The organism is Arthrobacter sp. NPDC089319, from assembly GCF_040684925.1.
In the GTDB taxonomy this organism is placed as follows: domain Bacteria; phylum Actinomycetota; class Actinomycetes; order Actinomycetales; family Micrococcaceae; genus Crystallibacter.
The window spans coordinates 189,709-214,626 of sequence record NZ_JBFBGZ010000008.1; the positions used below are offsets into that span (position 1 = coordinate 189,709).

General features: G+C 64.3%; 22 protein-coding genes, 1 tRNA gene and 1 other RNA gene. 13 read left to right on the forward strand and 11 right to left on the reverse strand.

All coding sequences use genetic code 11. The annotated features are described in order from the left end of the window. Positions 1-131 precede the first annotated feature (131 nt). From AB0N75_RS13485 to msrA, 4 genes are all read right to left on the reverse strand, one after another. Complete coding sequence (locus AB0N75_RS13485; RefSeq protein WP_364650612.1) at positions 132-1,118, reverse strand: diaminopimelate dehydrogenase; 987 nt, start codon at positions 1,116-1,118, stop codon at positions 132-134. Positions 1,119-1,165: 47 nt separating this feature from the next. Further along, positions 1,166-1,753, reverse strand: coding sequence for a serine O-acetyltransferase EpsC (gene epsC / locus AB0N75_RS13490; protein ID WP_136786967.1), 588 nt, complete (start codon positions 1,751-1,753; stop codon positions 1,166-1,168). 79 nt (positions 1,754-1,832) lie between these two features. Next, positions 1,833-2,768 carry a cysteine synthase A gene (gene cysK, locus AB0N75_RS13495; RefSeq protein WP_364650615.1) on the reverse strand — a complete coding sequence of 312 codons (936 nt, stop codon included), beginning with the start codon at positions 2,766-2,768 and terminating at the stop codon, positions 1,833-1,835. Positions 2,769-2,856: 88 nt separating this feature from the next. After that, entirely contained in the window at positions 2,857-3,381 is a 525-nt protein-coding gene (msrA, locus tag AB0N75_RS13500) for a peptide-methionine (S)-S-oxide reductase MsrA (RefSeq protein ID WP_364650618.1), read from the reverse strand. Between the two features lie 100 nt (positions 3,382-3,481). On the opposite strand from msrA, the gene AB0N75_RS13505 reads away from it, so the two are divergent. Next, on the forward strand, positions 3,482-4,492 hold the full coding sequence (locus AB0N75_RS13505) for a Nif3-like dinuclear metal center hexameric protein (protein ID WP_364650621.1): 1,011 nt from the start codon (positions 3,482-3,484) through the stop codon (positions 4,490-4,492). A gap of 74 nt (positions 4,493-4,566) precedes the next feature. Next, positions 4,567-5,307, forward strand: coding sequence for a C4-type zinc ribbon domain-containing protein (locus AB0N75_RS13510; RefSeq protein ID WP_364650624.1), 741 nt, complete (start codon positions 4,567-4,569; stop codon positions 5,305-5,307). A gap of 38 nt (positions 5,308-5,345) precedes the next feature. On the opposite strand, the gene AB0N75_RS13515 is transcribed toward AB0N75_RS13510, so the two are convergent. The 4 genes from AB0N75_RS13515 to AB0N75_RS13530 all read right to left on the reverse strand — a co-directional run bounded on the left by AB0N75_RS13515 (position 5,346) and on the right by AB0N75_RS13530 (position 11,060). Next, on the reverse strand, positions 5,346-6,335 hold the full coding sequence (locus tag AB0N75_RS13515) for a hypothetical protein (RefSeq protein ID WP_364650627.1): 990 nt from the start codon (positions 6,333-6,335) through the stop codon (positions 5,346-5,348). 122 nt (positions 6,336-6,457) lie between these two features. Continuing rightward, on the reverse strand, positions 6,458-8,221 hold the full coding sequence (locus AB0N75_RS13520; RefSeq protein WP_364650630.1) for an accessory Sec system protein Asp2: 1,764 nt from the start codon (positions 8,219-8,221) through the stop codon (positions 6,458-6,460). 70 nt (positions 8,222-8,291) lie between these two features. Continuing rightward, the gene (locus AB0N75_RS13525; protein ID WP_364650633.1) at positions 8,292-10,046 is read right to left on the reverse strand and encodes a hypothetical protein; all 1,755 of its coding nucleotides are present in this window, start codon (positions 10,044-10,046) and stop codon (positions 8,292-8,294) included. A 249-nt stretch (positions 10,047-10,295) separates the two neighbouring features. Further along, a complete protein-coding gene (locus AB0N75_RS13530; RefSeq protein ID WP_364650635.1) occupies positions 10,296-11,060 on the reverse strand; it encodes a peroxide stress protein YaaA in 765 nt (254 codons plus the stop codon). 134 nt (positions 11,061-11,194) lie between these two features. Between AB0N75_RS13530 and rnpB the strand changes: the two genes are divergently transcribed. From rnpB to AB0N75_RS13555, 5 genes are all read left to right on the forward strand, one after another. Further along, an RNA gene (rnpB, locus tag AB0N75_RS13535) (RNase P RNA component class A) lies at positions 11,195-11,587 on the forward strand. A 320-nt stretch (positions 11,588-11,907) separates the two neighbouring features. Then, a complete protein-coding gene (locus tag AB0N75_RS13540) occupies positions 11,908-12,942 on the forward strand; it encodes an acyltransferase family protein (RefSeq protein WP_364650637.1) in 1,035 nt (344 codons plus the stop codon). A 207-nt stretch (positions 12,943-13,149) separates the two neighbouring features. Continuing rightward, positions 13,150-15,324: a L,D-transpeptidase family protein gene (locus AB0N75_RS13545; RefSeq protein WP_364650640.1), complete on the forward strand. Its 2,175-nt coding sequence runs from the start codon at positions 13,150-13,152 to the stop codon at positions 15,322-15,324. Positions 15,325-15,693: 369 nt separating this feature from the next. Then, entirely contained in the window at positions 15,694-17,154 is a 1,461-nt protein-coding gene (locus AB0N75_RS13550; protein WP_364650782.1) for a glyceraldehyde-3-phosphate dehydrogenase, read from the forward strand. A gap of 100 nt (positions 17,155-17,254) precedes the next feature. Then, positions 17,255-17,455 carry a hypothetical protein gene (locus tag AB0N75_RS13555; RefSeq protein ID WP_127514882.1) on the forward strand — a complete coding sequence of 67 codons (201 nt, stop codon included), beginning with the start codon at positions 17,255-17,257 and terminating at the stop codon, positions 17,453-17,455. Positions 17,456-17,530: 75 nt separating this feature from the next. On the opposite strand, the gene def is transcribed toward AB0N75_RS13555, so the two are convergent. The 3 genes from def to orn form a co-directional block, all read right to left on the reverse strand. Next, on the reverse strand, positions 17,531-18,103 hold the full coding sequence (gene def / locus AB0N75_RS13560; RefSeq protein ID WP_364650644.1) for a peptide deformylase: 573 nt from the start codon (positions 18,101-18,103) through the stop codon (positions 17,531-17,533). Positions 18,104-18,251: 148 nt separating this feature from the next. Then, positions 18,252-18,324, reverse strand: a tRNA-His gene (locus AB0N75_RS13565). 150 nt (positions 18,325-18,474) lie between these two features. Continuing rightward, on the reverse strand, positions 18,475-19,089 hold the full coding sequence (gene orn / locus AB0N75_RS13570; RefSeq protein ID WP_364650647.1) for an oligoribonuclease: 615 nt from the start codon (positions 19,087-19,089) through the stop codon (positions 18,475-18,477). 208 nt (positions 19,090-19,297) lie between these two features. On the opposite strand from orn, the gene mptB reads away from it, so the two are divergent. The 6 genes from mptB to AB0N75_RS13600 all read left to right on the forward strand — a co-directional run bounded on the left by mptB (position 19,298) and on the right by AB0N75_RS13600 (position 24,910). Then, positions 19,298-20,830 carry a polyprenol phosphomannose-dependent alpha 1,6 mannosyltransferase MptB gene (gene mptB, locus AB0N75_RS13575; RefSeq protein WP_364650650.1) on the forward strand — a complete coding sequence of 511 codons (1,533 nt, stop codon included), beginning with the start codon at positions 19,298-19,300 and terminating at the stop codon, positions 20,828-20,830. Positions 20,831-20,875: 45 nt separating this feature from the next. Next, positions 20,876-21,307 (forward strand): DUF3224 domain-containing protein, encoded by a 432-nt coding sequence (locus tag AB0N75_RS13580; protein WP_364650653.1) that lies wholly within the window; start codon positions 20,876-20,878, stop codon positions 21,305-21,307. 85 nt (positions 21,308-21,392) lie between these two features. Further along, the gene (locus tag AB0N75_RS13585) at positions 21,393-22,241 is read left to right on the forward strand and encodes an ABC transporter permease (RefSeq protein WP_364650656.1); all 849 of its coding nucleotides are present in this window, start codon (positions 21,393-21,395) and stop codon (positions 22,239-22,241) included. Beyond that, a complete protein-coding gene (locus AB0N75_RS13590; protein ID WP_364650659.1) occupies positions 22,225-23,016 on the forward strand; it encodes an ABC transporter ATP-binding protein in 792 nt (263 codons plus the stop codon). The genes AB0N75_RS13585 and AB0N75_RS13590 overlap by 17 nt, the downstream gene beginning before the upstream one ends. Further along, positions 23,016-24,089 (forward strand): glycosyltransferase family 2 protein, encoded by a 1,074-nt coding sequence (locus tag AB0N75_RS13595; protein WP_364650662.1) that lies wholly within the window; start codon positions 23,016-23,018, stop codon positions 24,087-24,089. Before AB0N75_RS13590 ends, AB0N75_RS13595 begins: the two co-directional genes overlap by 1 nt. Further along, the gene (locus AB0N75_RS13600) at positions 24,086-24,910 is read left to right on the forward strand and encodes a CDP-alcohol phosphatidyltransferase family protein (protein WP_364650664.1); all 825 of its coding nucleotides are present in this window, start codon (positions 24,086-24,088) and stop codon (positions 24,908-24,910) included. Before AB0N75_RS13595 ends, AB0N75_RS13600 begins: the two co-directional genes overlap by 4 nt. Positions 24,911-24,918: the final 8 nt, after the last annotated feature.

A 24,918-nucleotide genomic window follows, 5' to 3' on the forward strand; every position in this document is an offset into this window, starting at 1 on the left:
CCCGGGACATGTTCCCGGTTAATAGTTTGACCGGTCAATTGTATGTCAGGTCACGCGAGCGCGCGGATGCTGCAGCGATGGGGGACATGTCCCCAGCACACCATCTCAGCTCAGGGGCAGAGGCGGAAGTACTACAGCAGTTCGGCGCGCAGTTCGGCGGGGGATTTGGGGGATAGCAGGCCCGGCGGGACGTCGAAGACGGTGACGGCGCCGAATTGGCCCTGCTGGTTCAGCCGGTGAACTGCGCGGGCGTAGGCCACCAGGACGCTGGCGGTGAATTCCGGGTTGCTCTCCAACGTGAGGCCGTATTCGATGACCTGGGCGTGCTCGTCGCTGGTGTTGCCGCTGCGGATGGTCATGCCGCCGTGCGGCATGGCGCTGTGGTCGCGAGCCAATTCTTCGGCGGTGATGAAGTGGACCTCGGTGTCGTACTGGTCAAAGTAGTGCGGCATGGTCACAATGGCTTCGCGGATCGCGGCGGGGTCGGCGCCATCGGCCAGCACCACGAAGCATTCGCGGGTGTGTTTCTGCCGGGTTTCCAGCTGCGGGCGGCTGCCGTTGCGGACCTGTGCGATGGCAGCTTCCGACGGCAGCGTGTACTGGACGCCGGCGGCCACACCCGGCACCCGGCGGATGGCATCGGAGTGGCCCTGGCTCAGGCCCCGGCCCCAAAACGTGTAGGTGTCGCCGTCGGGCAGCAGGGCTTCGCCGTAGACCCGGTTGATCGAGAACATGCCCGGATCCCAGCCGGCGGAAATCAGCGCGGTCTTCCGAGCGGCGCGCGCCGGGGCGTCGACGGTCTCGAAGTACTCCGGGATGCGGGCATGCGTGTCGAAGCTGTCCACCGTGTTGAAGCGGGCGGCCATGACGGGTCCTTGCTGCGGGAGGTCCTCCTTGGAGCCGCCGCACAGGATCAGCACGTCAATGTGGTCTTCGTGTCCGGCGAGGTCGTCCATGGCGTAGACGGCGGTCTCGGTGCGCAGGGTAGCCAGGTCTGCCGGATGCCGGCGGGTGAATACCCCGACCAGTTGCATGTCCGGGTTTTTGGCAACCGCGGCCTCCACGCCGCGGCCTAGGTTTCCGTAGCCGGCAATGCCGACACGAATCGATTCACCCAAGGGTCTGTCCTATCGTCAGGTTCAACGGTGTTTCAGGCAGCGGAGGGTTAGATCCACATCGCCGGATCGATGTATTCGGCCGGGTCCACGGCGGGCTTGGTTTCGCGCTGCGGATCCCGGTGCCGGAAGGTGGCCGGAATACCGGTGATAATGGATTCCGGTGGCGCGTCCTTGACCACCACGGCGTTGGCCCCGATGGCGCTGTCCGCACCGATGACCACGGGGCCCAGCACCTTGGCGCCGGCGCCGATCACCACGCGGTCGCCGATGGTGGGATGGCGCTTGACCTTGGCCAGCGAGCGGCCGCCGAGGGTGACGCCGTGGTAGATCATCACGTCCTCGCCGATCTCCGCGGTCTCGCCGATCACCACACCCATGCCGTGGTCAATGAAGAACCGGCGGCCGATGGTCGCGCCGGGGTGGATCTCGATGCCGGTCAGGAAACGGCCGGCCTGAGAGATCAGCCGGGCGGGCAGCCGCAGCGACGGGTTGGCCCACATTTTGTGGGTCAGCCGGTGGATCCAGATGGCGTGCAATCCGGAGTAGGCCAGGAAATTCTCCACGCGGCCCCGGGCCGCCGGGTCGTGCGACCGGGCGGCCTCGAGGTCTTCACGCAGTCGCGCTAGGAAACCCATGTGCTCTTTCTGATCGACATTGCGCCGCGGGCGGGCCCGAAACTGGTCGGCCGCCGCCCGCACGGCGCAGGGAAGCTGGTTAGCCGCGGATGTCGTCGTAGAGGAGCGTGGAGATGTAGCGCTCACCGAAGTCGGGCACCACGGCCACGATCAGCTTACCGGCGTTCTCCGGCCGCTTGGCTACTTCCAGCGCCGCCCAGACTGCAGCACCGGAGGAGATACCGCCGAGGATGCCTTCCTTGATGCCCAGATCGCGCGCGACGGCGACCGAGGCCGACGTCGGGGCATCCAGCACTTCGTCGTAGATGCTGGTGTCCAGCACCTCCGGAATGAAGTTGGCGCCCAGGCCCTGGATCTTGTGCGGACCGGGGTTGCCGCCGGTGAGGATGGCGGAGTCTTCCGGCTCGACGGCGATGATCTGGACGCCGGGCTTGCGCTCCTTGAGCAGGCCGCCCGCGCCGGTGATGGTGCCGCCGGTGCCGATGCCGGCCACCAGGATGTCCACCTTGCCGTCGGTGTCGGCCCAGATTTCCTCGCCGGTGGTGGTGCGGTGGATCAGCGGGTTGGCCTCGTTGGCGAACTGCTGCGCCCAGATGGAGTTCTCGGTGTTGGCCACGATCTCCTTGGCCTTCTCCACGGCACCGCGCATGCCCTCGGAGCCAGGGGTCAGCACAATCTCGGCACCGAAGGCGCGCAGCATCACGCGGCGTTCGGTGGACATGGTCTCCGGCATGGTCAGGATGACCTTGTAGCCGCGGGCCGCGCCCACCATGGCCAGCGCGATGCCGGTGTTGCCGGAGGTGCCCTCCACGATGGTGCCGCCCGGCTTCAGGGCTCCGGCCTTCTCGGCGGCGTTAACAATGGCCACACCGATCCGGTCCTTCACCGAGTTGGCCGGGTTGTAGAACTCCAGCTTCACGGCAACCTGGGCCGGCAGGCCTTCGGTGAGCCGGTTCAGGCGCACCAGCGGGGTGCGTCCCACAACCTGGGTGACGTCGTCGTAAATCGGTGCCATGGGTGTTCCTGCCTTCTGGCCCGGAGGCCGCTACAGAGATGGGAGTAACAAAACTTCTTTCAGCCTAGTCAGCGCGCTGATCGGCCTGCTATGCGATGAGCCATTCGGCGTAATATTTACGGGCTTTGGCCAGCTTGGGATTGATGATCACCTGGCAGTAGCCCACCTGCGGATGCTTGGCATAGAAGTTCTGGTGGTATTCCTCCGCCGGGTAGAACTCCGGCAGCCGGACCACCTCGGTCACGATCGGGTCGTGCCAGTCGGCCTGCGCGCGTTCGATCGCCGAAACGAAGGTCTGTTTCTGCTCGTCGTCGATGTAGAACATCGACGAGCGGTACTGCGTGCCGACGTCGTATCCCTGCCGGTTCAGCGTGGTGGGGTCGTGCGAGGCGAAGAACATGCCCAGGATGACCTCCTCCGGCACCACCGTCTCGTCGAACGTGACGGCAACAACCTCGGCATGTCCGGTGGTTCCGGAGCAGACCGCCTCATAGGACGGGTCCTTCACAGCCCCGCCGGTATAGCCGGAGACCACCTCCGTCACGCCACGGGTCATGTTGTAGACCGCGTCCAGGCACCAGAAGCAGCCACCGCCAAGCACAAAAGTCTTCATGGGTTAAACAATGTCATGGACCCCTCGAATGTTCCCGGGCGCCAGTCTTACGCTGAGGGCGTGTGGGCGGGCCCGCGACGGATGGGGTAGAAAAGGACCTATGGTCGACGACGAACTGCTCCGCACCGGGGACACCGAAGCCCCCGCGGGATCCACAACTTCAGCGGGAACAGACAGCCCAGCGGGCACCGAAGCCTCGGAAGGAACCGCATCCCCAGCGGGAACTGAAAACCCCGCGGACACGGACGCCGCCGCAACGGACGAAGCACAGCCGAAGACGCCGGTCCTTGGCGACGTACTGCTGGCCATCGAGGAACTGTGGCCCGAATCGCTGGCCGAGCAGTGGGACGCCGTGGGCCCCGTCGTCGGACGCCCCTCGGCCGACGTACGGAAGATCATGTTCGCCGTGGATCCCACCGCCGACGTGATCACCGAAGCCATCGAATGGGGCGCCGACCTGCTGCTCACGCACCACCCGCTGCTGCTGAAGCCAGTCAACTCGGTGGCAACCTCCAGCTTCAAGGGCGACGCCGTGCACCGGCTGATCGAGAACGGCTGCGCCTTGGTCACCGTCCATACCAACGGGGACAGCGCCGTGGGCGGTGTCTCCGACGTGCTGGCCGATGCCCTGGGCCTGCAGGACGTCCGGCCGCTGTCGCCGGCCGACAACGGCCTGCCCGAAGAAGGCATCGGACGGGTCGGGGAGCTGGCCGAGGCCAGGACCCTGGGCGAATTCGCCGAGCAAGTCTTCAGCATCCTGCCGGCCGTTGCCGGGGGAGTGAAGGTGGCCGGCGACCGGAACGGAATCATCCGCAGCGTGGCCGTCTGCGGCGGCGCAGGCGACTCGCTGTTCGACCAGGTCCGGGCGTCCCGGGCGGACGTCTACGTCACGGCAGATCTACGCCATCATCCCGCCTCCGAGGCGCGCGAAGGAACGGTGGACGGCCGGCCGTACCTGATCGATGTCTCCCATTTTGGCAGCGAGTGGCTCTGGCTGACGCCCGCGTCTGCGGCGCTGGACAACGTCCTGACCGACCAGGGCTACACGGTGGACGTCAAGGTCAGCGTCACCAACACCGACCCATGGGATTTCGTCCTCACGCCGGGCTAGCAGCGCCGCGTCCGGACGGTAGGCTAGGACGAAGCTGAACCGCAACGGTTCTGCAGCGTGTTGAAAGGACGTACATGGCGAAGGCACCGGCTTCCGAGCAACTGAGGCTGCTCGACCTGCAGGCACTCGATGGCAAGCTCACTCAACTGAGCCGCCGCGCTGCAGCCACTGCCAAGAACGCCGAGATCGATGCGCTGGTGGAGAAGCTGTCCGCTGCCGACTCGTCACTGGTCGCCCTGAACACCGAGATCGCGGACACCGAGCGTGAACTGAAGCGCGCCGAAGCGGACGTGGAGACGGTCCAATCGCGGATCGAACGCGACCAGAAGCGCCTGGACAGCGGATCGGGTACACCCAAGGACCTCACTGCGCTGCAGCACGAACTGGTCTCGCTGAACAAGCGCCGCAGCGACCTGGAAGACGTGGAGCTGGAAGTCATGGAGCGGCTGGAGACGCTTCGGACCCGTCACACCGAGCACCAGCAGTCCAGCGACCAGCTGCGCGAGGAATTGTCCGGCCTGGAACGTACCCGCGACGATGAACTCGCCGGGATCGAGAGCGAACGCGGCGCGGTGTCGGCGGACCGGAAGGAACTGGCCGGCAGCTTCGAACCGGCCCTCCTGGCCGTTTACGAAAAGACCCTGGCCCACCGCGGCATCGGCGCCGCCCGCCTGTTCCACGGCAAGTCCGAAGGCTCCGGCATGCAGCTGAGCGCCGGCGATCTTTCCGACATCCGCAAGGCCGCCGCCGACGACATCGTCTTTTGCCCGGACTCCGGCTGCATCCTCATCCGCTCGGAGGAGTGGAAGAGCTAGCCCGCATTTTCGGGTCGGGTGCCGCCCGGAAGCGGCAGCTATCGGCTTGCCGGAAGCCAGCCCAGATTGTCGAGCTTGCCCTCGATCACGCGGCGCAGGACCGCATACCCCGCCGTATTCAGGTGCGCACGGTTGCTGGAGAGACTGGGCGGCTTGTTGCCCCGCGTCTGTTCCATCAGGTCCTCCGGCCTCGGCCGGACGCCGGCCATCTCCCAAACACCTCGCTGTGTCAGCAGCCGGTCCAGATCCACGTACCGCGGACCGTATTGCGCCGCCAGGGCATCATTCACGCGGTTGATGCGCCGTCGCACGGGCGACGATGCGTGCGTTCCGGTATTGACGAAGTGCCCCCAGACGAGCACGTGTCCGCCGGCGGCTGAAAGCCACTCGTCAGCCGTCTGGGTCCACTCGATAATGGTGTCCGGGTCGGTCGTTGCATGGTGTTTGCCGGTGAGGTTGTTCTTCCCAATGCTCAGGTGGCTGATGCCGGCCCTGAACTCGTTGCCCTCGGCGGAGAGAAACGGGGTTCCGTCAGGGATCCGCATGCGATTGCCGGGCTGGCTGCGGCGGAAGCTGTAGCCAGGTTGTGCGCCGTGGGCCTTGGAAAGTTTCCCCGGGATGCCGGCTAGGGCGCCCGGAGCGCTGAACGATGCGGCATCCTTGGCGCTCATCGACGGTGAGGAGATGAGGACGGAGCCGGAGGCCGGGATGACGCCGGCGTCAACGTGCGCCGGCCGGGACCCGAGCCGGGCGAGGATCTGTTCAGCGGTCTGACCGCCGGCGCCCCCGTTGAAGTACGTCATCCCGTACGCAGAGGCTAGGAGCGCCAGATCCGGGGACATTCCTGCAGCGGTAGAGGAACCCCAGCAGGCCATCTCCGGCGCGCCGGGGCGGGCAGGGACGGCCGGGCGGGCCGTCATTGGTGCCGCAGGATGGCCGGCGAGGTCGGCGGCCACTGCACAGGGGAGCGCGGCCAGTACCAGGCCCAGAACGGCTCGGCGCCGGACGGGGCGCTGAATCGAGGACACTGTGCCTCCCTACGGTCACGCCAGCAGTTGCCATGCCCCCGGTCACCGATGAATGGCGCCTTCGAGCGCACGCCCAATATAAGCCCTAGAGACCATGCGGATAAAGGCGCAGGAGGGGCTGGTCAGCGCACCACTAGTCGGGACAGCCGGCGTCTGATCTTGCGCCTGATCCTCCGCTGCAGTTCCCTCGGCTGAACCGACCCCCAGCCTCGGCGCCGCAAGGGAGCGGTGTCACGCAGGGTGGCGGTGGTGCCGGTGTTGGTGGTCCGGATCTGTACGGTTTTGCCGGTGGGTAGGGTGTAGAGGCCGCCGGCGCAGCTGAGGCTGACGGACGCATTGTAGGTTCCCGGTGGTAGCGCGGAGATGTCCACGCCGGTGCCCTTGCGGGTGCCGAAGTGTGCGCCGGAGTAGTCGCTCAGGGCGTCGCCGAAGACGTTTGCGTCCGCGCGGAAGCCGCCGGCGGCCAGCGCGAAGGCGTGGGTGCCGGCCGGCCCGTGCAGCACCAGGTAGTAGTGGGCGGCTTTGCTGTCGGGGATTTCCACGCCGCGGACGGCGAAGTCCCCGTCCAGATGCACGCGCGGCCCGCGTGCCCAGCTGGTGCGCAGCCGGAAGTATGCCTCCTGGGGTGCGGTGCCGAGGACCGGGCGCACATCGAGCACGGCGCCGCCGGGCCGGGTGCGAAAACGGTACAGCCGCCCGTCCCGCTGTGACTCGGCGCTCAGCGGTGTGCCCGAGGCCAGCGGCAGCTCGGCGTCCCGGCCGGGGACGGCCAGCCGCAGCCGTGCCTGGTACGTATCCGCCGGCAGGCCGGCCAGATCGATGCCCCGCCTGTCCGGGGACGTGAATTTCGCCTGTTTGTAGTCGCAGGCGGCTTCCTCGTGGTACCTGAAAGAGATCGCCGGATCGCTGGCTCCGGCCAGCTCGTGCTCCTGCCGGATCCCGCCGCCGGACAGAACAAGTGTGGTGGCCAGCGGCGAGCGGCTCTTGATGGCGTGCCCGCGCAGGAAGCCCACGCCCTCCGGGAAGAATACCGAGCCGGACAGCCGCACACCGGTGAGATCGGCGACGGCGGCGCCGGCCTCCCGCTGACGCGTCAGCACGTCGCTGCGCAACTGGGACGGCATCCGGTTCCCGTTGCGCACCGTACCGAACCGCGGCGGGGTGTTGTCGGCCACTGCGGCCATGATGGAGAGCATCAGCGGCAGGTTGTAGCGGATTTCCCCGGCATGGTCCCACACCAGATCGGAGTCCGTCTCGATGTAGTTGAAGTTCGGGTACTTCGCGAACAGCGGCAGCGCCCGGCCGGTCTGGGCGGCGTGGGACTGGTCCTGCAGGGAGCTGAAGAGGTAAATGTTCTTGTTCGTGTCCTGGTCCGCGGCAACGGCGTCCGGAATCAGCGCGTCAAGCACTTCCTGCTCCCGGTCCCCGCCGTCCCCGGTCATGTGCGCAAAGGTCTTGGGTCGGTTCCGCCGGGTGTGCGTGCCGACGTAGACCTGCGGGGCGCAGGCGACGATATTGCCGAAGTTGTACCTGATCCCGTAGTACAGCGCGGGGAAACCGCCCTTGGAGATTCCCACGAGCGTGCATTCGTTCCGGCTCAGGCCCAGCCGCTGCAGCTCCGCGTCGATCAGCGCGATCACTGCGTGTTCGACGGCGAAGTTCATGTCCCGGCACAGCGTGTAGGCGGGCTGCGGCCCGAACTTGTCCTTGATCCACAGCCAGTTGGCCTGGTTCTCCTGCGTGGACTGGCCGTCGAAGTCGTAGGTGTCCCGCGGCCGGAGCCCGGTGAACATCACGATCAGGTGGCGCCGGTCCTGCTTGGCTTCGCGCGTCTTGTATTCCACCAGGACGCCGTTGTGCAGAAAGTCCTGTTCACGTTGGGGCATGCCTGCGAAGCTACTGCGAGCGGGTGAACGCCGGGGAAACAGCTGCCGACCGCGGGGTGCGGAGCCGAAGTTACCGCAGGGCCAGCCGGCGTTTGATCCGGCGCCGGAGCGCCGACGGTGCCAAGCGGACGAACCTCCTCCGGAACGACGCCGGTCCGGGTGCGGTGTCACGCAGGGTGGCGGTAGTGCCAGCGGTGGTCCTGATTTGTACGGTTTTGCCGGTGGGTAGGGTGTAGAGGCCGCCGGCGCAGCTGAGGCTGATGGCGGCGTGGTAGGTTCCCGGCGGCAGCGCGGAGATGTCCACGCCGGTGCCCTTGCGGGTGCCGAAGTGCGCGCCGGAGTAGTCGCTCAGCGCGTCGCCGAAGACGTTTGCGTTCGCGCGGAAGCCGCCGGCGGCCAGCGCGAAGGCGTGGATGCTTGCCGGCCCGTGCAGCACCAGGTAGTAGTGGGCGGCTTTGCTGTCGGGGATCTCCACGCCGCGGACGGCGAAGTCCCCGTCCAGATGCACGCGCGGCCCGCGTGCCCAGCTGGTGCGCAGCCGGAAGTATGCTTCCCGCGGTGCGGTGCCGAGGACCGGGCGCACATCGAGCACGACGCCGCCGGGCCGGGTGCGAAAACGGTACAGCCGCCCGTCCCGCTGCGATTCGGCGCTCAGCGGTGTGCCCGAGGCCAGCGGCAGCTCGGCGTCCCGGCCGGGGACGGCCAGCCGCAGCCGTGCCTGGTACGTACCCGCCGGCAGGCCGGCCAGATCGATGCCCTGGTGCTTGGGCGAGGAAAACCGGGCCAGCCGGTAATTGCAGTAGGCCTGCTGGAAGTACCGGAAGGAGATGCGCGCGTCCTCGTTTGCACCTAGCGAGAACTCGCGTCGGGTAGCTTCCGCGGTGAGTACCAGCGTGCTGGTCAAGTCCGTCCACTCCTCGGTGGCGTGTCCGCGCAGGAACCCCACGCCCTCCGGGAAGAATACCGAACCAGCCAGCCGCACGCCGGTGAGATTGGCGACGGCGGCGGCGGCACCGGCCTCCCGCTGCCGTGAAAGCACCTCGGTGCGCTGTTGTGGTTCCATCCGGTTGCCGTTGCGCACCGTGCCGTAGCGCGGCGCAACGTTCTCTGCGAGCGCGTAGAGCGTGGCCAGGATTAGTGGCACGTTGTAACGGGTCACATCAGTGTGCTCGTTGACCAGGTCCGACTCTGTCTCGATGTAGTTAAAGTTCGGGTACTTTGCGAACATCGGCAGCGCTGGCACTATCTGCGCCGCGTGGAACTGGTCCCGCGGGGAGCTGAACAGGTAAATGTTCTTATCCGTCCGTTCATCAGCTTCCACCGCGTCAGGCAGCAGTCGGTCCAGCGCCTCAAGCTCGGCCTGCCCTCCGCCGCCGGTCAGATGCGCGAAGATCTTGGGCCGGTTCCCGCGGGTATGCGTGCCGGCGTAGACCTGCGGGGCGCTGGCCAGGATATTGCCGAAGTTGTACTTGATGCCCAGATACAGCGCAGCGAACCCGCCCTTGGAAAAACCCGCCAGTGTGCATTCCTTTCGGCTCAGCCCCAGCCGCTCCAGCTCTGCATCGATGAGTGCGACCACCGCCTGCTCAATGGAGAAGTCCATATCCCGGCATAGGTAATACGCGTGCTGCCCGTCGAACTTGTCCTTGATCCAGAGCCAGTGCGCCTGGCTATCGCTGGAAGCCCTGCCGTCAAACTCGAAGCTGTCCAGCCGTCCGACGCCCGCAAACATGACAATCAGGTGGCGCCGGTCCAGCTTCGCGGCGCGCCGCTTGAACTGCACCAGCACGCCGCTGTGGACAAAATCTAGTTCTCGTTCGGACATGCGCCCCAACGCCCCCATCAATGCATCAAGTACTCGGACGCACCGAAGCTACGTGGCGTTGGTGAACGCCAGGCAAACACGCGGCGGCACCACCCGGCCACGCCGCCCCGGGTGATCGGCCAAGGGTCGCGGGACAAGTTGCCTGGTGATCGGCCAAGGGCCGCCAGCCAAGTAGCCCGGTGGCCGGCCAAGGGCCGCCTGCCAAGTAATCCGGTGATCGACCAAGGGCCGTCAGGCCCGCGTGGAGATCTATTCGGCCAGAATAATGTTCAGCGCGTGCGCCTTGCGGGCGGTGCCGTCCACCAGTTCCGCTTGCCAGACCTCCTGTGCCGCCTTCAGCAGCGCGGCCGGCGTCTCGGGCGCCTTGCCGCGCCGGGTCAGCAGATGCCGGGCCAGCTCGCCACGGGTGTGCTTGGCAAAGTGGGAGACCACCGTGCGCTTGCCGTTGCGCTCCTGAAACACGTTGATCACCACGGTGCGGGCCGGCTCCGGCGTCCACGCCGCGGCGTAAGTGCTGGAGCGGCAGTCGACCAGCAGGTGCCCCTCGGCGTGCGTGTCCAGGGTCTTGGGCAGCCGCTTCTTCCAGTAGGAGGCCAGCTTCCCGGTTTCCGGCAGCCCCACGGACATGGACAGCCGGTAGGCCGGAATGCTGTCCGCGAAACCAATAGCACCCCAGAGCGCTGAAATCACGACGACGGCGGCGTCGGCCTTGCGCTTCTGCGTGGCGGTCATCGTCCGGTAGCCGAGGGCGTCGTACAGCACGCCGGAGTAGACCGTGTGAGCCGGGGCGGAAGGTTCGTCGTGCAGCCGGGTATTGCGCTCCACTTCGGCAGCCAACGATGCGCCGACGCCCAGTTGCGCTAAAGCATCCGGACTCTGGCTGATGTGGGCGAGGGCCGCCAATACTTCCTCCCGGGCAGGATTCAGCTCCGGGAACTGCAGTTCGTGCAGGTCGAAGGGATGTCCCTTGGCGGCAGCGGTCTTTCCTTCGGAAGGCGGAAGCAGAATCAGCACCGTAGCAGCCTACCGTCGGAGCGCACCGCCGCACGAAAGAAAGGCGGGAGCGCCGCCGTCGTCATGCTGGGAAACCGTCTAAAGCGAAGCAGATTACAGGCGGCGGGGGAGCAGGCCGTATCCTGAAGGCGGGACGGGTTGGCTGGGCGATCGCGTCGGACGGGTCTGCGAAGATCCGTCTGCCGAGGAAAGTCCGGGCTCCGCAGGGCAGGGTGGTGGGTAACGCCCACTCGGGGAAACCCGCAGGCAAGTGCCACAGAAAATAGACCGCCAGGGCTGCCTCGTGCAGCACCTGGTAAGGGTGAAACGGTGGTGTAAGAGACCACCAGCGCGCCGGGCGACCGGGGCGGCTAGGTAAACCCCACCCGGAGCAAGGCCAGACAGGGCACGATTGAGGGCTGCTCGCCCGAGTGTCCGGGTAGGCCGCTTGAGGGCACCGGCAACGGTGCTCCTAGATGGATGATCGCCACCCGGCGGCGGGCAACTGCCGCAGGTGACAGAACCCGGCTCATAGGCCAACCCGTCCCACTCTTCCCTTATATTTACTGGAGGAGAGGCCTGTCGGACGGATTTGTAGGCATCGATAGTCAAACCACTGGCCAGAGCTAAGCCGGGAACAGGTGGGAATCCTTGGTCGCTGGTTTGAATTCGGCAAGGGCTCCGCTGAAGTGTTTAAGGCCATGGTGTCGCTGGTCTTAGCCGCCCAAGTCTTGAACTAGCCTTTAACCTGAAGCCGGGCTCGATGCCAGCGCCCCGGCCTTGGTGCGGACGCACTTGACGGGAACGTAAAGCCACCTGTCAAGTAGCGCCTCCACGATGTTCAAATGCTTCAGCTTAGAAGGAATACATGGCGGTATCATCGCGCGTGCAATGGGTGGATGCAGCCAAAGGAATGGCAATACTGCTGGTGGCGCTGCATCACTCCGTCATCTTGCTGGGCCAGATGGATCTCATCGCGGGCCCCTGGGTGCAGGTGAACAGAACCCTCCAGGTATTTCGGATGCCACTGTTCTTCGCCGCCTCCGGCCTTTTTGCCGCGTCGGTCATAAGTCGTCCGTGGAAGGTCCTCTGGTCCAGCAGGTTGAGCCTCTTGGCATGGGTGTTCCTGCTCTGGTCAGTCATTAGGTTCCTCTATTTCACAGTCCTTCCCATGGAAGCCAGGCCGCAGGAAACAGACCTCACCAGGCTGCTGACCGCCCCACTGCTTCCGACGTCCGGGTTGTGGTTTATCCACGCGCTGCTGTTCTTTTTCATCGCTGCCAAGCTGATGCAGGGAAGGGTCGACTACCGCATCCAGTTGCTGGTATCAGCCGTCATATCCGTTCAGTTCCTGTCCATGTCGTCCTGGAACATCAGTTGGAACGGCATGGGCAAGTACTTCTTCTTCTTCCTGGCCGGCTGTTATCTGCGTGAGCTTGCCTTCGAGTGGGTTCAGAAGCGGAATTGGAAGCGGGCGGTGCTGATCGGGGCGCTGTTCATTGCCGGGGCGGCGGCGCTTGCCTTCTTCGATCTGAGTCGGTCCGGTCCATCCGCCTTTCTGGTGCGCGTCGTGGCCGTTGCCTTTGGGTTCATGCTTGCGGCGTATGTGGTTTCGCTGCCCGGCGGCGCTGTTCTTGAATATCTGGGGCGCAACACGTTGCCCATATATGTTGCGCACGTCGTCGTCATTGCGTTCCTAACAACATTGCTGAGCCTTGCAGGGGATCTTTCGGTCGGCACGCGGCTGATCCTTCCGCCGTTGGTTGCACTTGGTGCTGTTTGCCTCTCACTCGGGTTCATGGTTGTTTTGCGTGGGCCGTTCCTGCGCTACGTGTATGAGGCGCCGGGCTGGTTCCGCGGCCCAGTGCCGACCAAGGTACTTACAGGCACCGCACGGGACTGACTTTGTAGATCCTGGCCCGAAACTTGCAGCGTAGGGGCGTTTGCAGGTCAGGAGATCGCATCGCCAGAACCAGGCGCATAGGTCAGCCAGTCCACTCCTTGCGCCACCATCCAGAATCCGGCTGGGCAGAAGTTACCCCAAGGAAGCAGCCCCGCCAGGTTGGGGAGTCCGGCGGGGCCGCTTCGACTGCCGAACACCGCCGCAGGGTTGGGGCCGTGGCAGGGTCCGCTACCGCACAGTCTCGCAGTCCTCCGCAGCAGCAGGTATCCCCAAAGTTGGTCGGTCCAGATCCGCCGCTCAGCGGTGGCAGGACGCGATGGTGCCAGCGACGTGTCTAACATTCCGCACGCCGAGGACGACAGTGGCGGATACAGTCTCCGCTGGTTCCACCACCAGCATCTCTCTTTCCTCGGGGGAAAAATGTATCGCCCTTCGCCCTCTATTTTGCGCCCCATGCTGCGCGTCGGCCTGACATCTGCCGTGCTGACCGCCCTGCTGTCCTCTGCTCTGCCGGCTGTCGCTTCCGACCCAGTTACGCCGTCCGCCCAAGCGACCGAATTACCCGCACCGACGGGTTCCGCCCTGGACAGCGGTGCGCTCTCCAGCGGGAGCCCCGTCCCTACCGGGACGCCGACCGTCGAAACTCCTGAACCTCAGCCGACAGCGACGGACGCGAGCCCTGCGCCTCCGACTCCTGCCGAGCCGTCCAACAAAGCGTCAGAGGAGCCGGCGGTGCCCGCAGCGCCCGCGCAGCCGGAAGCGCCCGCCGATCAAGGGCAGCCGGCAATGCCCTCACCACCCGAGGCGACAAAGGATGCAACGGACGCAGATCCTTCGCCCTCGCCCAAGCGGAAAAGTGCCACCAAGGAAGCACCGGAGACGAGCAGCCCCGCGGCGGAAGCTCCGCACGTGGCCGCGGGGCAGGCCGCCATCGGCAAGAAGGCAACCGCGCTGAAGCTCCGCCCGCTGAATGACTTCCGCTGCACGCTCAAGGACAACGGCTGCGTCCGCACCTTCACCGACGCGGCTAGTAAAGCGAAAGTGGCGATCTACTGGACCGCCGGCTCGGGGGCGTATGCGGTGGACCTCAAACACTCCATCTACAAAACCTATCGCGACGCGAAGTTTGAAAATGGCAAATATGGCTACCCCGTCGCGGACATGACGGTTCGCTCCGATAAGAGCGCCATTCAACGGTTCCAAGGCGGGACCATCAGCTATACGCCGGCGCACATTGTTGCTGGCAAGAAAGCCATCGATGCCAAGGCGAAAAAGCTGAAACTGGTTGCGGTCAAAGATCTCAACTGCCGGCTGGTGGGCAATGGGTGCGTCCGTACCTACGCGCCGTCGACCACGAGCGCAAAGCGCGTCGCCATCTACTGGACGGCCAAAACCGGGGCACGCAGCACGGACCTTCAGCACCGGATTTACAAGAAGTTCAAGGCATCTGGATACGAGCGCGGGACCATGGGCTACCCGACCTCGGATCCGAAGTGCGGTCTTAAGGCCAAGGGATGCGTCCAGACTTTCCAAAACGGAACTGTCGCGTACTCATCCTCCACGGGCGCGCGGATTCTGACTTCGCAGATGAACCACAGCTGGACGGCCCGCGGCAGCCAGAACGGCAAGCTGGGCTACCCGATGCAGGATGCAGTGAAACGCAGCGGCAAGACCACCCAGGTCTTCCAGGGCGGCTCTCTGGTAGCGGCCCGCGTGGGTGCGGTGATGTACCCAAAGAATGAATGCTGGGCGATCGGTGCAGGCAAGACCCGGTATGCCCATGGCTGGGCCAACCGCATCTCGTTCACCATCGCCGAGAAGTACGGCACTGCCAAGGCGAGCTTCGTTAATTGCGTGCGGATCGGTTCCATCTACAAGCAGGAGTGGAAGACAGGCAAGGCCACCGTGGGACTCAAGGGGTTCAAGCGCCCTGGCGTGGCATCCGGCCACACCCAGTACCGATGGTCCCCGCAAGGCAGTTTCACGGTCCACGAAGCCTTCGGTGAAGGAAATCCCGGCACCGATCTCAAGTACAAGAAGCTGAACAAGAAGTCCAGATGGTCGGGCACTCGTGGTTCCTCCTACAACAAGTACTACGAATCCGGCTCCGTAGGATACGAGCGGTGGCCCGATGAGAACATGTGGTTCTATATGCGGCTTCCCACCGGCGACTACCGCCAAGGCGCGGTGATCGACTACAACAGGGGACCGGGGGAAAACATCAAGCAAGGCGCAGGCTTCGCCATCTTCCTGCATGCCAACCCCGTTCCGACCGCCGGCTGCATCGCGCTGGACCTGAAAAACGTTGTCCGCTACTTGAAGACGGCAGACCCCGGCGACCGAATCATTATGGGCGTCCGTAAAGATATCTTCAAAGCCTGACCGCTTCAGCCCGTGACGGCGGCGCTTCCCCCAGCTGGGGAAGCACCGCAGCGCTGTCTCCACCTCCAGATGGCATCAAGCAGCCAACGGGTCGATGCCCGTTAAGGTGAGGCAGTTCACCCGCAGGCGTACGCCGGTGCCTCAAGCAGTCCCTAGAATGGATAGCAGGTAGGCGTGACTGGCGTCGCTTGGCAACGAGCGGCCAAACCGTGCAGACCTGGAAGCTTCCCGCCGGCAGTTGGCGGTGGCGTGCCGCCGGAACCGGACAGAAGGTCGGGCGAAAGCGGCGTCGTCGTGAATATCCACGGCGGTGACAACCGGGCTCGAGGGAGAACCCGGCTGATGTAGGAAGGTAATTCTGTGAACCAGATGTCAGAGTCGACCCTAGATGCGTGGAGCAACCGCCAGGCCCTTGCCGAGGCGATGATCCCGATGATCGGTCGGTTGTACCGGGAAAACAACGTGGTCACCTCCATCCACGGGCGCAGCCTGATCAACCAGTCCGTGGTTGGCATCCTTAAGGCGCACCGCTTCGCCCGCCAAATCGACGACGCCGAACTGCCGCTGGAAGAAACCTTCCCGGTGGTGCAGGCGCTGAGCGAGCTGGAACTCGGCGCGGGCTCGGTCGACCTGGCCCGCCTGCTGGTGAAGTTCAAGAATGAGGCTGACGGCACGGACCTGAAGGACTTTGTCCGCGCCGAACTGGCGGATATCGTCGGCAAGCACGGTGCGGACGAGCGCACCAGCACCGATGTGGTGCTCTACGGCTTCGGCCGGATCGGCCGCCTGCTGGCCCGCATCCTGGTGGGACACTCCGGTGGCGGCCACGGGTTGCGCTTGCGCGCGGTAGTGGTCCGCAAGGGCAGCGACGATGACCTGATCAAGCGCGCCAGCCTGCTGCGCCGCGACTCCGTGCATGGACCGTTCGACGGCACCATCTCCGTGGACGAAGAGAACAACACCATTCAGGCCAATGGCACGTTGATCCAGTTCATCTACTCCAATGACCCGGCGTCGGTGGACTACACCCAGTACGGCATCAAGGACGCCATCGTGGTGGACAACACCGGAAAGTGGCGCGATGAAGCCGGCCTGTCCCAGCACCTGCAGTGCCCGGGCGTCTCGCGCGTGGTGCTGACCGCACCGGGCAAGGGCGGCCTGAAGAACATCGTGCACGGCGTGAACCACTCGGACATCACGGACGACGACAAGATCGTTTCCGCGGCGTCGTGCACCACCAACGCCATCACTCCGGTGCTCAAGGCCCTGAACGACAAGTACGGCATCGCGCACGGCCACGTGGAGACGGTCCACTCCTACACCAACGACCAGAACCTGATCGACAACTTCCACAAGGGCACGCGACGCGGCCGTTCGGCGGCACTGAACATGGTGCTGACAGAGACCGGCGCCGCCAAGGCGGTGGCCAAGGCCCTGCCGGAGCTCGAGGGCAAGCTGACCGGCAACGCCATCCGCGTCCCCACCCCGGATGTTTCGATGGCCATCCTGAACCTGAACCTGGAGCAGGACGCCACCAAGGAAGGCCTGAACGAGTACCTGCGCGGCATGTCGCTGAACTCGGATCTGCGCAAGCAGATTGACTACGTCAACTCGCCGGAAATCGTCTCCACCGATTTCGTCGGTTCGCGCCGCGCCGGCGTGGTGGACGGTCTGGCGACCATCGCCAACGGCAAGAACGCCGTGCTCTACGTCTGGTACGACAACGAGTTCGGTTACAGCTGCCAGGTGGTCCGCGTGCTGGAAGAGATCGCCGGGGTCAACCCGAAGATCTTCCCGGCAGTGATGGAGCCGGTGGCGGAAACCGTCTAACCCAGCACATCCAGTAATAACGACGGCGGAGGCCGGCGGCAGTGAATGCCGCCGGCCTTTGCTATGGCTTTTAGCCGGACCGCGTTCCTACAATGGCGGCATGGTTGAGATGACGCGGTGGGAACAGGCACAGGCCAATCACAAGGAAGCCGAGCGGCTGCTGCACGCGGCGGAGGATGCATATGCCCGCGGCAGCGTACCGGAGAAGCGCATCGATGAGCTCAAACGGCTGCGCGACATTACGCTGGAGGACCTGCGCCGCTGCGAGAAAGACCACAAGTCGGGCCTTACCGACAGCTGAAAGGCCGCGGGCCGGCTGCGGCTGAGCAGGAGGTTGCCGTAGCGGGTCGGCTACGGCTGTGCGGCGACGAAGGGATCAGTGGCCGAACGGATCCGGATCGACGCCCGGGAGCCAGGTGTTGCCGGGGATGCCCCAGCCTTCTTTCCGGATGTTTTTGCGGGCGCGCTTGCTCCACCGGTCATTGAGCCGGTCAATGTACAGCTTGCCGTCCAAATGGTCGTATTCGTGCTGCATCACGCGGGCGAACCAGCCTGTTGCCTCGAAGTCCACCAGATTGCCGTCCGCGTCGAACCCGCGGACCCGGGCCCACTCGGCCCGCTTCAGCGGGTAGCTGTGACCGGGCACGGACAGGCAGCCCTCGTTTTCCTCGTCGGGGTCAGGTTCCGCGCCGGAAACCTTGCCGAGCACCAGCGTCGGGTTGACCAGCACGCCCCGCGGCGGGACATCGTCGTCGTTGGCAAACTCGTAGGTGAAGATCCGTAGACCAATGCCCACCTGGGGAGCAGCCAGGCCCACCCCGTTGGCTTCGTCCATCGTCTCGAACATATCCGCTATCAAGGCCCGGAGTTCATCGTCAAAGGTCTCTACCTCGACGGCGCGGCGGTGCAGCACCGGTTCTCCGGTGACGGTGACGGGGCGGACAGTCATTTTTCTCCTTCAATCAGGATGGCTTCAGCGTGCCTTGGCACCGCCGCCTCGACGGTGCTGTGGGAACGCAGCCGCTACAGCGGGACATGCAAAGAGCCGTCCCGACGTGCGGGACGGCTCTGCTTGCCGGCTGCTGCCGGACCTTCGGGGTGAGTAACGGGGATTGAACCCGCGACCTCCTGGACCACAACCAGGCGCTCTGCCAGCTGAGCTATACCCACCATGTGCCCTCTTGTTCCTCCCGACGGGCCCCGCTCAAACGGTTCCTGCCGGTCTCCAACCAGTAAGGCAACGCAGACTAGTTTACATGCTTTTCATCTGGCTTTTGCCACTTTAGACCATTCCCGGGGGAAAGTGGCGTACCTAACAATCTAGCCGGCAGGGGTGGTGTTGATTCCGGCCGCGATCTTCTTGGCGGTGGCGGAGTCCGGGCCGGGGGAGGGGACGAAGACGGCTTCGCGGTAGTACCGGAGTTCGTTGATGGAGTCTTTGATGTCTCCCAGTGCGCGGTGTCCGCCGCTCTTGGCCGGGGATTGGAAATAGGCCCGGGTAAACCAGCGGCGCGACAGCTCCTTGATGGTGGAGACGTCGATGATTCGGTAGTGCAAGTGGTCGATGACGCGGGGCATGTCCCGGGCCAGGAACGTTCGGTCCGTGCCGACGGAGTTGCCCGCCAGCTGTGCCTTGCGCGGCTCCGGAACCCACCGGGTGATGTATTCCATCACCTTGTCCTCGGCTTCCGCCATGGTCATGCCGTGCGGCAGCTCGTCCAGCAGCTTGGAGGTGGTGTGCATGGTTCGAACAAAGTCGTTCATCTGGGCCAGGGACTCTGCGCTGGGCTTGATGACAACATCGACTCCTTCGCCCAATACGTTGAGTTCCGAGTCGGTGACCAGGACGGCAACCTCGATGAGCGCATCCGCCTCGAGGTCCAGTCCGGTCATTTCGCAGTCGATCCAGACAATATGTTCGTTAGAGATTGGCACCCGTCAAATGTATCGCGTCCTGCTCTTGCATCGCGGGACCGGTTCGCACGGACTGGCGAGGTGCCCGGTGCTAACATGCAGAAAGCACCATCAGCAGCCGCCTGCTGATGTGTCCGCCTGACCGTTCTGAGGCGTGCGGACCACCGCCGAGACGATGACCGCACCGGACCAGGTGTACCGACCCCGGAGTGATTGGATCGCCGAGACGATGACCGCCCAAAGACCTACGGCCGAGCCCGCCGTCCCTCGGGATGGAAGCGACGTTAAGGAGCGGTCCAGCCTGAGCATCGTCGAAGGCACCATCGGTTCCCTGATGATGTTCCTCGGTTCGCTGGGGGTCGGCTGGCTGGCCTCGGTGTCCGAACTGCGCCGCTGGCCGCTGCTGATCTTCCTTCGTGTGGAACTGGTCGGCGTTATCCTCTCGGTGATCCTGCTGGCCTTGGGCGGCATGATCTTGGTTCGCGCGTGGTTGCGGCTGGGGCAGCAGTTCACCGTCTGGGGTGCCGAGGCACGCCGGGCCACGCTCACCGCGATTGTCGCCTGGGGCGCGCCCCTGGCGTTGAGCATCCCGTTGTTCAGCCGGGATGTTTACGCCTACATCGCGCAGGGCAAGGTCATGGTCAACAACCTCAACCCCTATGTGGATGGGTATGACCAGCTACAGAATTACCTGCAGACCGGCGCCGACGATCTCTGGGCGCGCAGCCCAACGCCCTACGGCCCGATCTTCCTGTGGCTGGAAGAGTTCATCGTCTGGCTCAGCGGCGGGCACCCTGAATACTCCATCGTCATGTTCCGGGTCCTCGCCATCGCCGGCGCCGCGATGTGCGTCTACTTCGGGCCGAAACTCGCGGAACTGCACGGGATCAATCCGAACCGCGCGCTCTGGCTGGCCTGCGCCAATCCGCTGTTCCTGACCACCTTCATTGCCAGCATCCACAACGATGCCCTGATGCTTGGGCTTGCCTTGGCCGGCCTCTATTACGCGGCCACCCGGCGGGTGCTGCTAGGCATTCTGCTGGTAACGCTCTCTATAGCCATCAAACCGATCACACTGATTTTCCTGCCGTTCGTCGGGCTGCTGTGGGCGGGCAAGGGTGCCAGTTGGCCGCGCAAGTTCGGCTATTGGGCCATGACCGCGGGCCTGTCCCTCGGGCTGCTTGCGGTCATGGGCGTGATCAACGGCCTCGGCTTCGGCTGGGTTGGAGCGCTCAGCCAGCAAGGCGCCGGCCTGATGATCTGGTACGCACCGGTAGGACTCCTCGGGATCTTGCTGGGGCTGATTTCCGGCGGACTGGGGTTCGACGGCGCTTTCGTGCAAGCGTCCGTGTACACAGCCGGGAAGGTCGTGGCCGTGCTCATAGTGCTCTACACCATGTTCCGCGGCAGTTACGATCGAATCGTCCGGCGGTTGGCGCTGGCACTGGCCGCAGTGGTGCTGCTGGGCCCGATGATCCAGCCCTGGTACATCGTTTGGCTGCTGCCGCTTTTCGCCGCTACCGGTATTCGTAATGACTGGCAGGTTCGAACCGTCTATGCGGTGACGTCGTTCTTGATGATCTACGCGATCACAGACCAGTTGGATATCTTCCCGTACATCGAGTTCGATCTGGACACAGCCCGGCTTCTTGCCGGTATCGTGGCGGTCGCCTTCGCCTTGTATCTGGTGTTCTTGGACCCGAGAACCCGCAAACTCTTCCGCAAGAAATACGCCGATGCAGACGACCAGCGCCTTTTCTGAGGCCCTCAAATGCGTCCGGCACCTACCTAGGAGACCGCAGGCCTCATGACCACCGACGCCGAACACATCATCGCCGCAGACTTTGACGTCACCGACTGGGTTCCCGAACCGTACGAAGTCGAAGGGACCAACTCGGATCTGAGCCGGGTACTCGTGACCAAAGTTTTTGACGGGTTAATCACAGGAACCAGCCGCGCCGAGTTGCTCATGGCCGGCAACGCAACCGGCGCCGGGTACGTCGCGTCCGAGGTCTTCACCGGATCGGTGGACGGCCGTGAAGGCACCATGGTGATTCAACACTGGGGCCTCGCGGAGGGCGAAGCCGCGGCCAGCGACGGCCACATCATCCCGGGCTCTGGCACGGGCGCCCTCGAAGGAATTGTGGGGAAAGCCATCTACGTCCAGGACGCAGCTGGGCAGCACAGCCTTGAGCTACGGGTGTTCTTCCGCGAGGACGAATCTCCGGTTCGGAGTTGAATCAACTAAACTCGGTAGGTGCACCGCCGGCCCCTACGGAATGGCGACGCTGCCATCCACGCGTAAGTAAGGGAAACTACCTGGCATGAGCCTTGCCGAATATGCGAGCGAGAACCGCCTCCATCGAGTCGGCGCCCGGCCCTCGCTCTTTCGCTACCTAGCGGAAGCCTGGACCCGACGTGACTTCGCCATCGCCATGGCGAGGGGCAAAATAGAGGCCTCCAACCAGCGCAACCGGCTGGGCATGCTCTGGATCTTCATTAAACCCACGCTGAATGCGCTGATGTACGGGGCAATCTTCGGCCTCCTTCAAGGCGCCAACCGGCCTGAAAACTTTCCGATGTATGTGGTGATCGGCGTTTTCCTGTTCGAGTTTTTTGCCAGTTCTATGAACAACGGTGCCAAATCGATCACAGGCAATGGCGCATTGGTGCAGTCCCTGGCCTTCCCACGCATCACCTTGCCGGTCTCCACTGTGATCCAGCAGTTGATGACACTCGTGCCAATGCTCGCCGTGATGTTCATCTATATCCTGATCCTGGGTGCGCCGATCAGTGTGGAGTGGCTGCTCATTGTTCCGTTGGTTGTTATCTTCACTGTCTTCAACTTGGGCGTAGCACTCATCGCCGCCCGACTTACGGTCCATGTCAGAGACCTGACCCAGATACTTCCGCTCGTCACCCGAATCTTGTTTTACACCTCCGGCGTACTGTTTGCCATCGACCGCATCCTGAAATCACATCCTTGGGCGGTCAGGCTTTTCGACTTCCATCCTTTGCATGAGATCCTCTCCATTGCCCGGGGGATCCTCATGCCTGGGATGGACTACGAACCGATGTACTGGCTCTACTTTTCCGTTTGGTCGGTGGCGGTCTTCCTTGCTGGGGTCCTGTTCTTTTGGGTAGCTGAGGAGCGGTATGGCCGAGTTGACTAAGACAGGAGAAGAGTTGATCGGCTCAGATATGGCAGCCAACGGACGTAAGCCCGTGGTTGTTGTCGACGACCTCCATGTGAAGTACCACGTCCATGCCGGCGGCAAACCAGTCAAGGGAACGGGACGATCACTGCTGCAGCGGGCCGCCGGTCGAGTGCGGACAGTTCACGCCCTGAAGGGGATATCGTTCACTGCCTATGAGAATGAGTCCATCGGAGTTATCGGGTCCAACGGTTCAGGAAAGTCCACCCTGATGCGGACTCTGGTCGGCCTCACTCCGCCTGCACAAGGCGCCGTCTACGCCACGTCCCGTCCGAATCTGCTGGGCGTGGGGGCCGCGCTGATCCCTGACTTGTCGGGAGAAAAGAACATCCAGCTGGGCGGCTTGGCCCTCGGCTTTTCGAAGCAGGAGATCAACGAGCTCCGGGACAAAATTGTGGAGTTCGCCGAGCTGGAAGACTTCATCGACCTGCCGATGCGCACCTATTCATCCGGTATGCAGGCACGTCTGAAGTTCGCCATTGCTGCCTCGAAGCAGCACGAGATCCTGATCGTCGACGAAGCCCTCGCCGTGGGGGATCAGCGCTTCCGCGAACGCAGCGAGGCCCGAATCCGGGAGATCCGCGAGAACGCCGGCACCGTGTTCCTGGTATCCCACTCGATGAAATCCATTCTGGACACCTGCAGCCGGGTGATCTGGATCAACAAGGGCGTACTGGAGATGGACGGCGATCCGAAGGAAGTCGTGAAGGCCTACCGGGAGTCCAGGAAATAGTGGCTTCTGCATCCACCTTGCCGTCCTTGGATGAGCACCCTGGCGTGTCATACATCATGCCGGTCCTCAATGAGGAAGCCCACATCAAGGACGCGGTCCTTAGCGTCCTCGGTCAGGAGTACGACGGGCCCAAAGAAGTGGTGCTGGCCCTCGGGCCCTCGACGGATTGCACCAATCGGATCGTTGCCGAACTTCAGGCGCACGAGCCGCGACTGCGCAGCGTCACCAGCCCTACCGGCCGGACACCGGCCGGGCTCAATCTTGCTCTTCAGGTCTCGAAGCATCCAGTCATCGTCAGGGTGGACGCCCACACCGAACTAGAACCGCACTACACCGCTCGCGCAGTAGAAACGTTACGGCGCACCGGTGCCGCCGATGTCGGCGGCCTGATGGACGCCCAAGGAAAGACCGCGTTCCAACGGGCCGTAGCCGCAGCGTACGTGTCTCCGCTGGGGCTAGGAGGTGCCGCATACCACAGTGGTGCGCCCGAGGGGCCGGCCGAGTCCGCCTATCTTGGGGTCTTTCGACGCGAAGTCTTTAACGAAGTGGGGCTGTTCGAGGAATCCCTCTGGCGAGGACAGGACTGGGATATGTGTCTGCGGCTGCGCCAAGCTGGCTACGACGTGTGGTTCGACCCGGAACTGAAGGTCACCTACTGGCCGCGCGCCAGCTTTGGCAAGCTCGTGCGGCAGTTCTACGCGGCCGGCATCTGGCGTGCAGAGCTTGCCCGGCGGCACCGGGAAGGCAAGTCCGTACGGCACTTTATGCCCCCTCTGTTGGTCGCGAGCCTGGTAGGCGGGGCTTCCGGAGTTGTGCTCTCAGCAACAGGGGCCACTCGACACGCTCCTGCCTGGTTGAAGTACCTGACGGCCGCCGCCGGTTTGGTCCCCGTCCTCTACGGTGCAGGCGTCGCCTACGCGTCCGCCACCATGGCAGGCGAACTCGGCAAACCGGAACGCGTTCGTATGCTAGTGGTCCTGCCAGGCATCCACGTCAGCTGGGGCTTGGGCTACCTTCGCGGCCGGCTCCTCGGTGCCGCTGGCACCGTCGACACCAGCCGGAGGAAGTCATGACCGGCACCACCCGCCCGGCCCGCCCCACGCTGGAGCAGTTGCGCGCCGTTGCCCAGCCGCCGGAGGTGCGCAACCGCAAGAACGCCGAGCACTGGACGGCCGAGCTGTACCTGCGGCACATCTCCATCTACCTCACCAGCGTGCTGGTCCGCACCCCCATCAGCGCCAACGGCGTGACCGGTCTGATGATCCTGTCAGGCTGGGCCATCTCCGCCTGTCTGATCATCCCAGGTATCTGGGGTCCGCTGCTGGCGGTGTTCTTCTCGCAGCTGCAGTTGTACTTCGACTGCAGCGATGGCGAAGTGGCGCGCTGGCGCGGGACTCAGAGCCCCAAGGGCATCTTCCTGGACAAGATCGGCCACTACACCACCGAGGGCTTGATCCCCATCGCGCTGGGACTGCGTTGCCTGGGGGGCTTCGGGCTGTTTGGCACTGATCCCGGTCAGGCGTACATGCTTCTTTTCCTGGGTGCCTTGCTGGCGTTCCTGATCGTGCTGAACAAGGCCCAGAATGAAATGGTCCACGCCTCACGGGCGCTGGCCGGAATGGACAAACTGCCGGACACAGCCGCGGCCAAGGAAGTCCCCGTGGCGACCATGATCGGACGGCTGCGCCGGTTGGCGCGTTTCCTGCCGTTCCACCGGGTACTTCACTCGGTGGAAATGAGCCTGCTCATCTTGGCCGCCTCAGTAATTTCCTTGATTGCCGGCGAGGCCGTGCTGGGGGAGCGCTGGCTGCTTTACGTGATGGTGCCGGCCGTGCTTCTCGTCAACATCGGCCACTTCGTGGCCATCATGGCGTCGCCGAGGCTGCGGAAGTGAGCTCCACC

Excerpts from the sequence above, each read along its gene's own strand:
- epsC (WP_136786967.1), bottom strand. The coding sequence starts at position 1,753 with ATGGGTTTCCTAGCGCGACTGCGTGAAGACCTCGAGGCCGCCCGGTCG.
- cysK (WP_364650615.1), bottom strand. The coding sequence starts at position 2,768 with ATGGCACCGATTTACGACGACGTCACCCAGGTTGTGGGACGCACCCCG.
- msrA (WP_364650618.1), bottom strand. The coding sequence starts at position 3,381 with ATGAAGACTTTTGTGCTTGGCGGTGGCTGCTTCTGGTGCCTGGACGCG.
- AB0N75_RS13505 (WP_364650621.1), top strand. The coding sequence starts at position 3,482 with ATGGTCGACGACGAACTGCTCCGCACCGGGGACACCGAAGCCCCCGCG.
- AB0N75_RS13510 (WP_364650624.1), top strand. The coding sequence starts at position 4,567 with ATGGCGAAGGCACCGGCTTCCGAGCAACTGAGGCTGCTCGACCTGCAG.
- AB0N75_RS13520 (WP_364650630.1), bottom strand. The coding sequence starts at position 8,221 with ATGCCCCAACGTGAACAGGACTTTCTGCACAACGGCGTCCTGGTGGAA.
- AB0N75_RS13525 (WP_364650633.1), bottom strand. The coding sequence starts at position 10,046 with ATGTCCGAACGAGAACTAGATTTTGTCCACAGCGGCGTGCTGGTGCAG.
- AB0N75_RS13540 (WP_364650637.1), top strand. The coding sequence starts at position 11,908 with ATGGCGGTATCATCGCGCGTGCAATGGGTGGATGCAGCCAAAGGAATG.
- AB0N75_RS13550 (WP_364650782.1), top strand. The coding sequence starts at position 15,694 with ATGTCAGAGTCGACCCTAGATGCGTGGAGCAACCGCCAGGCCCTTGCC.
- AB0N75_RS13555 (WP_127514882.1), top strand. The coding sequence starts at position 17,255 with ATGGTTGAGATGACGCGGTGGGAACAGGCACAGGCCAATCACAAGGAA.
- def (WP_364650644.1), bottom strand. The coding sequence starts at position 18,103 with ATGACTGTCCGCCCCGTCACCGTCACCGGAGAACCGGTGCTGCACCGC.
- mptB (WP_364650650.1), top strand. The coding sequence starts at position 19,298 with ATGACCGCCCAAAGACCTACGGCCGAGCCCGCCGTCCCTCGGGATGGA.
- AB0N75_RS13580 (WP_364650653.1), top strand. The coding sequence starts at position 20,876 with ATGACCACCGACGCCGAACACATCATCGCCGCAGACTTTGACGTCACC.
- AB0N75_RS13585 (WP_364650656.1), top strand. The coding sequence starts at position 21,393 with ATGAGCCTTGCCGAATATGCGAGCGAGAACCGCCTCCATCGAGTCGGC.
- AB0N75_RS13590 (WP_364650659.1), top strand. The coding sequence starts at position 22,225 with ATGGCCGAGTTGACTAAGACAGGAGAAGAGTTGATCGGCTCAGATATG.
- AB0N75_RS13600 (WP_364650664.1), top strand. The coding sequence starts at position 24,086 with ATGACCGGCACCACCCGCCCGGCCCGCCCCACGCTGGAGCAGTTGCGC.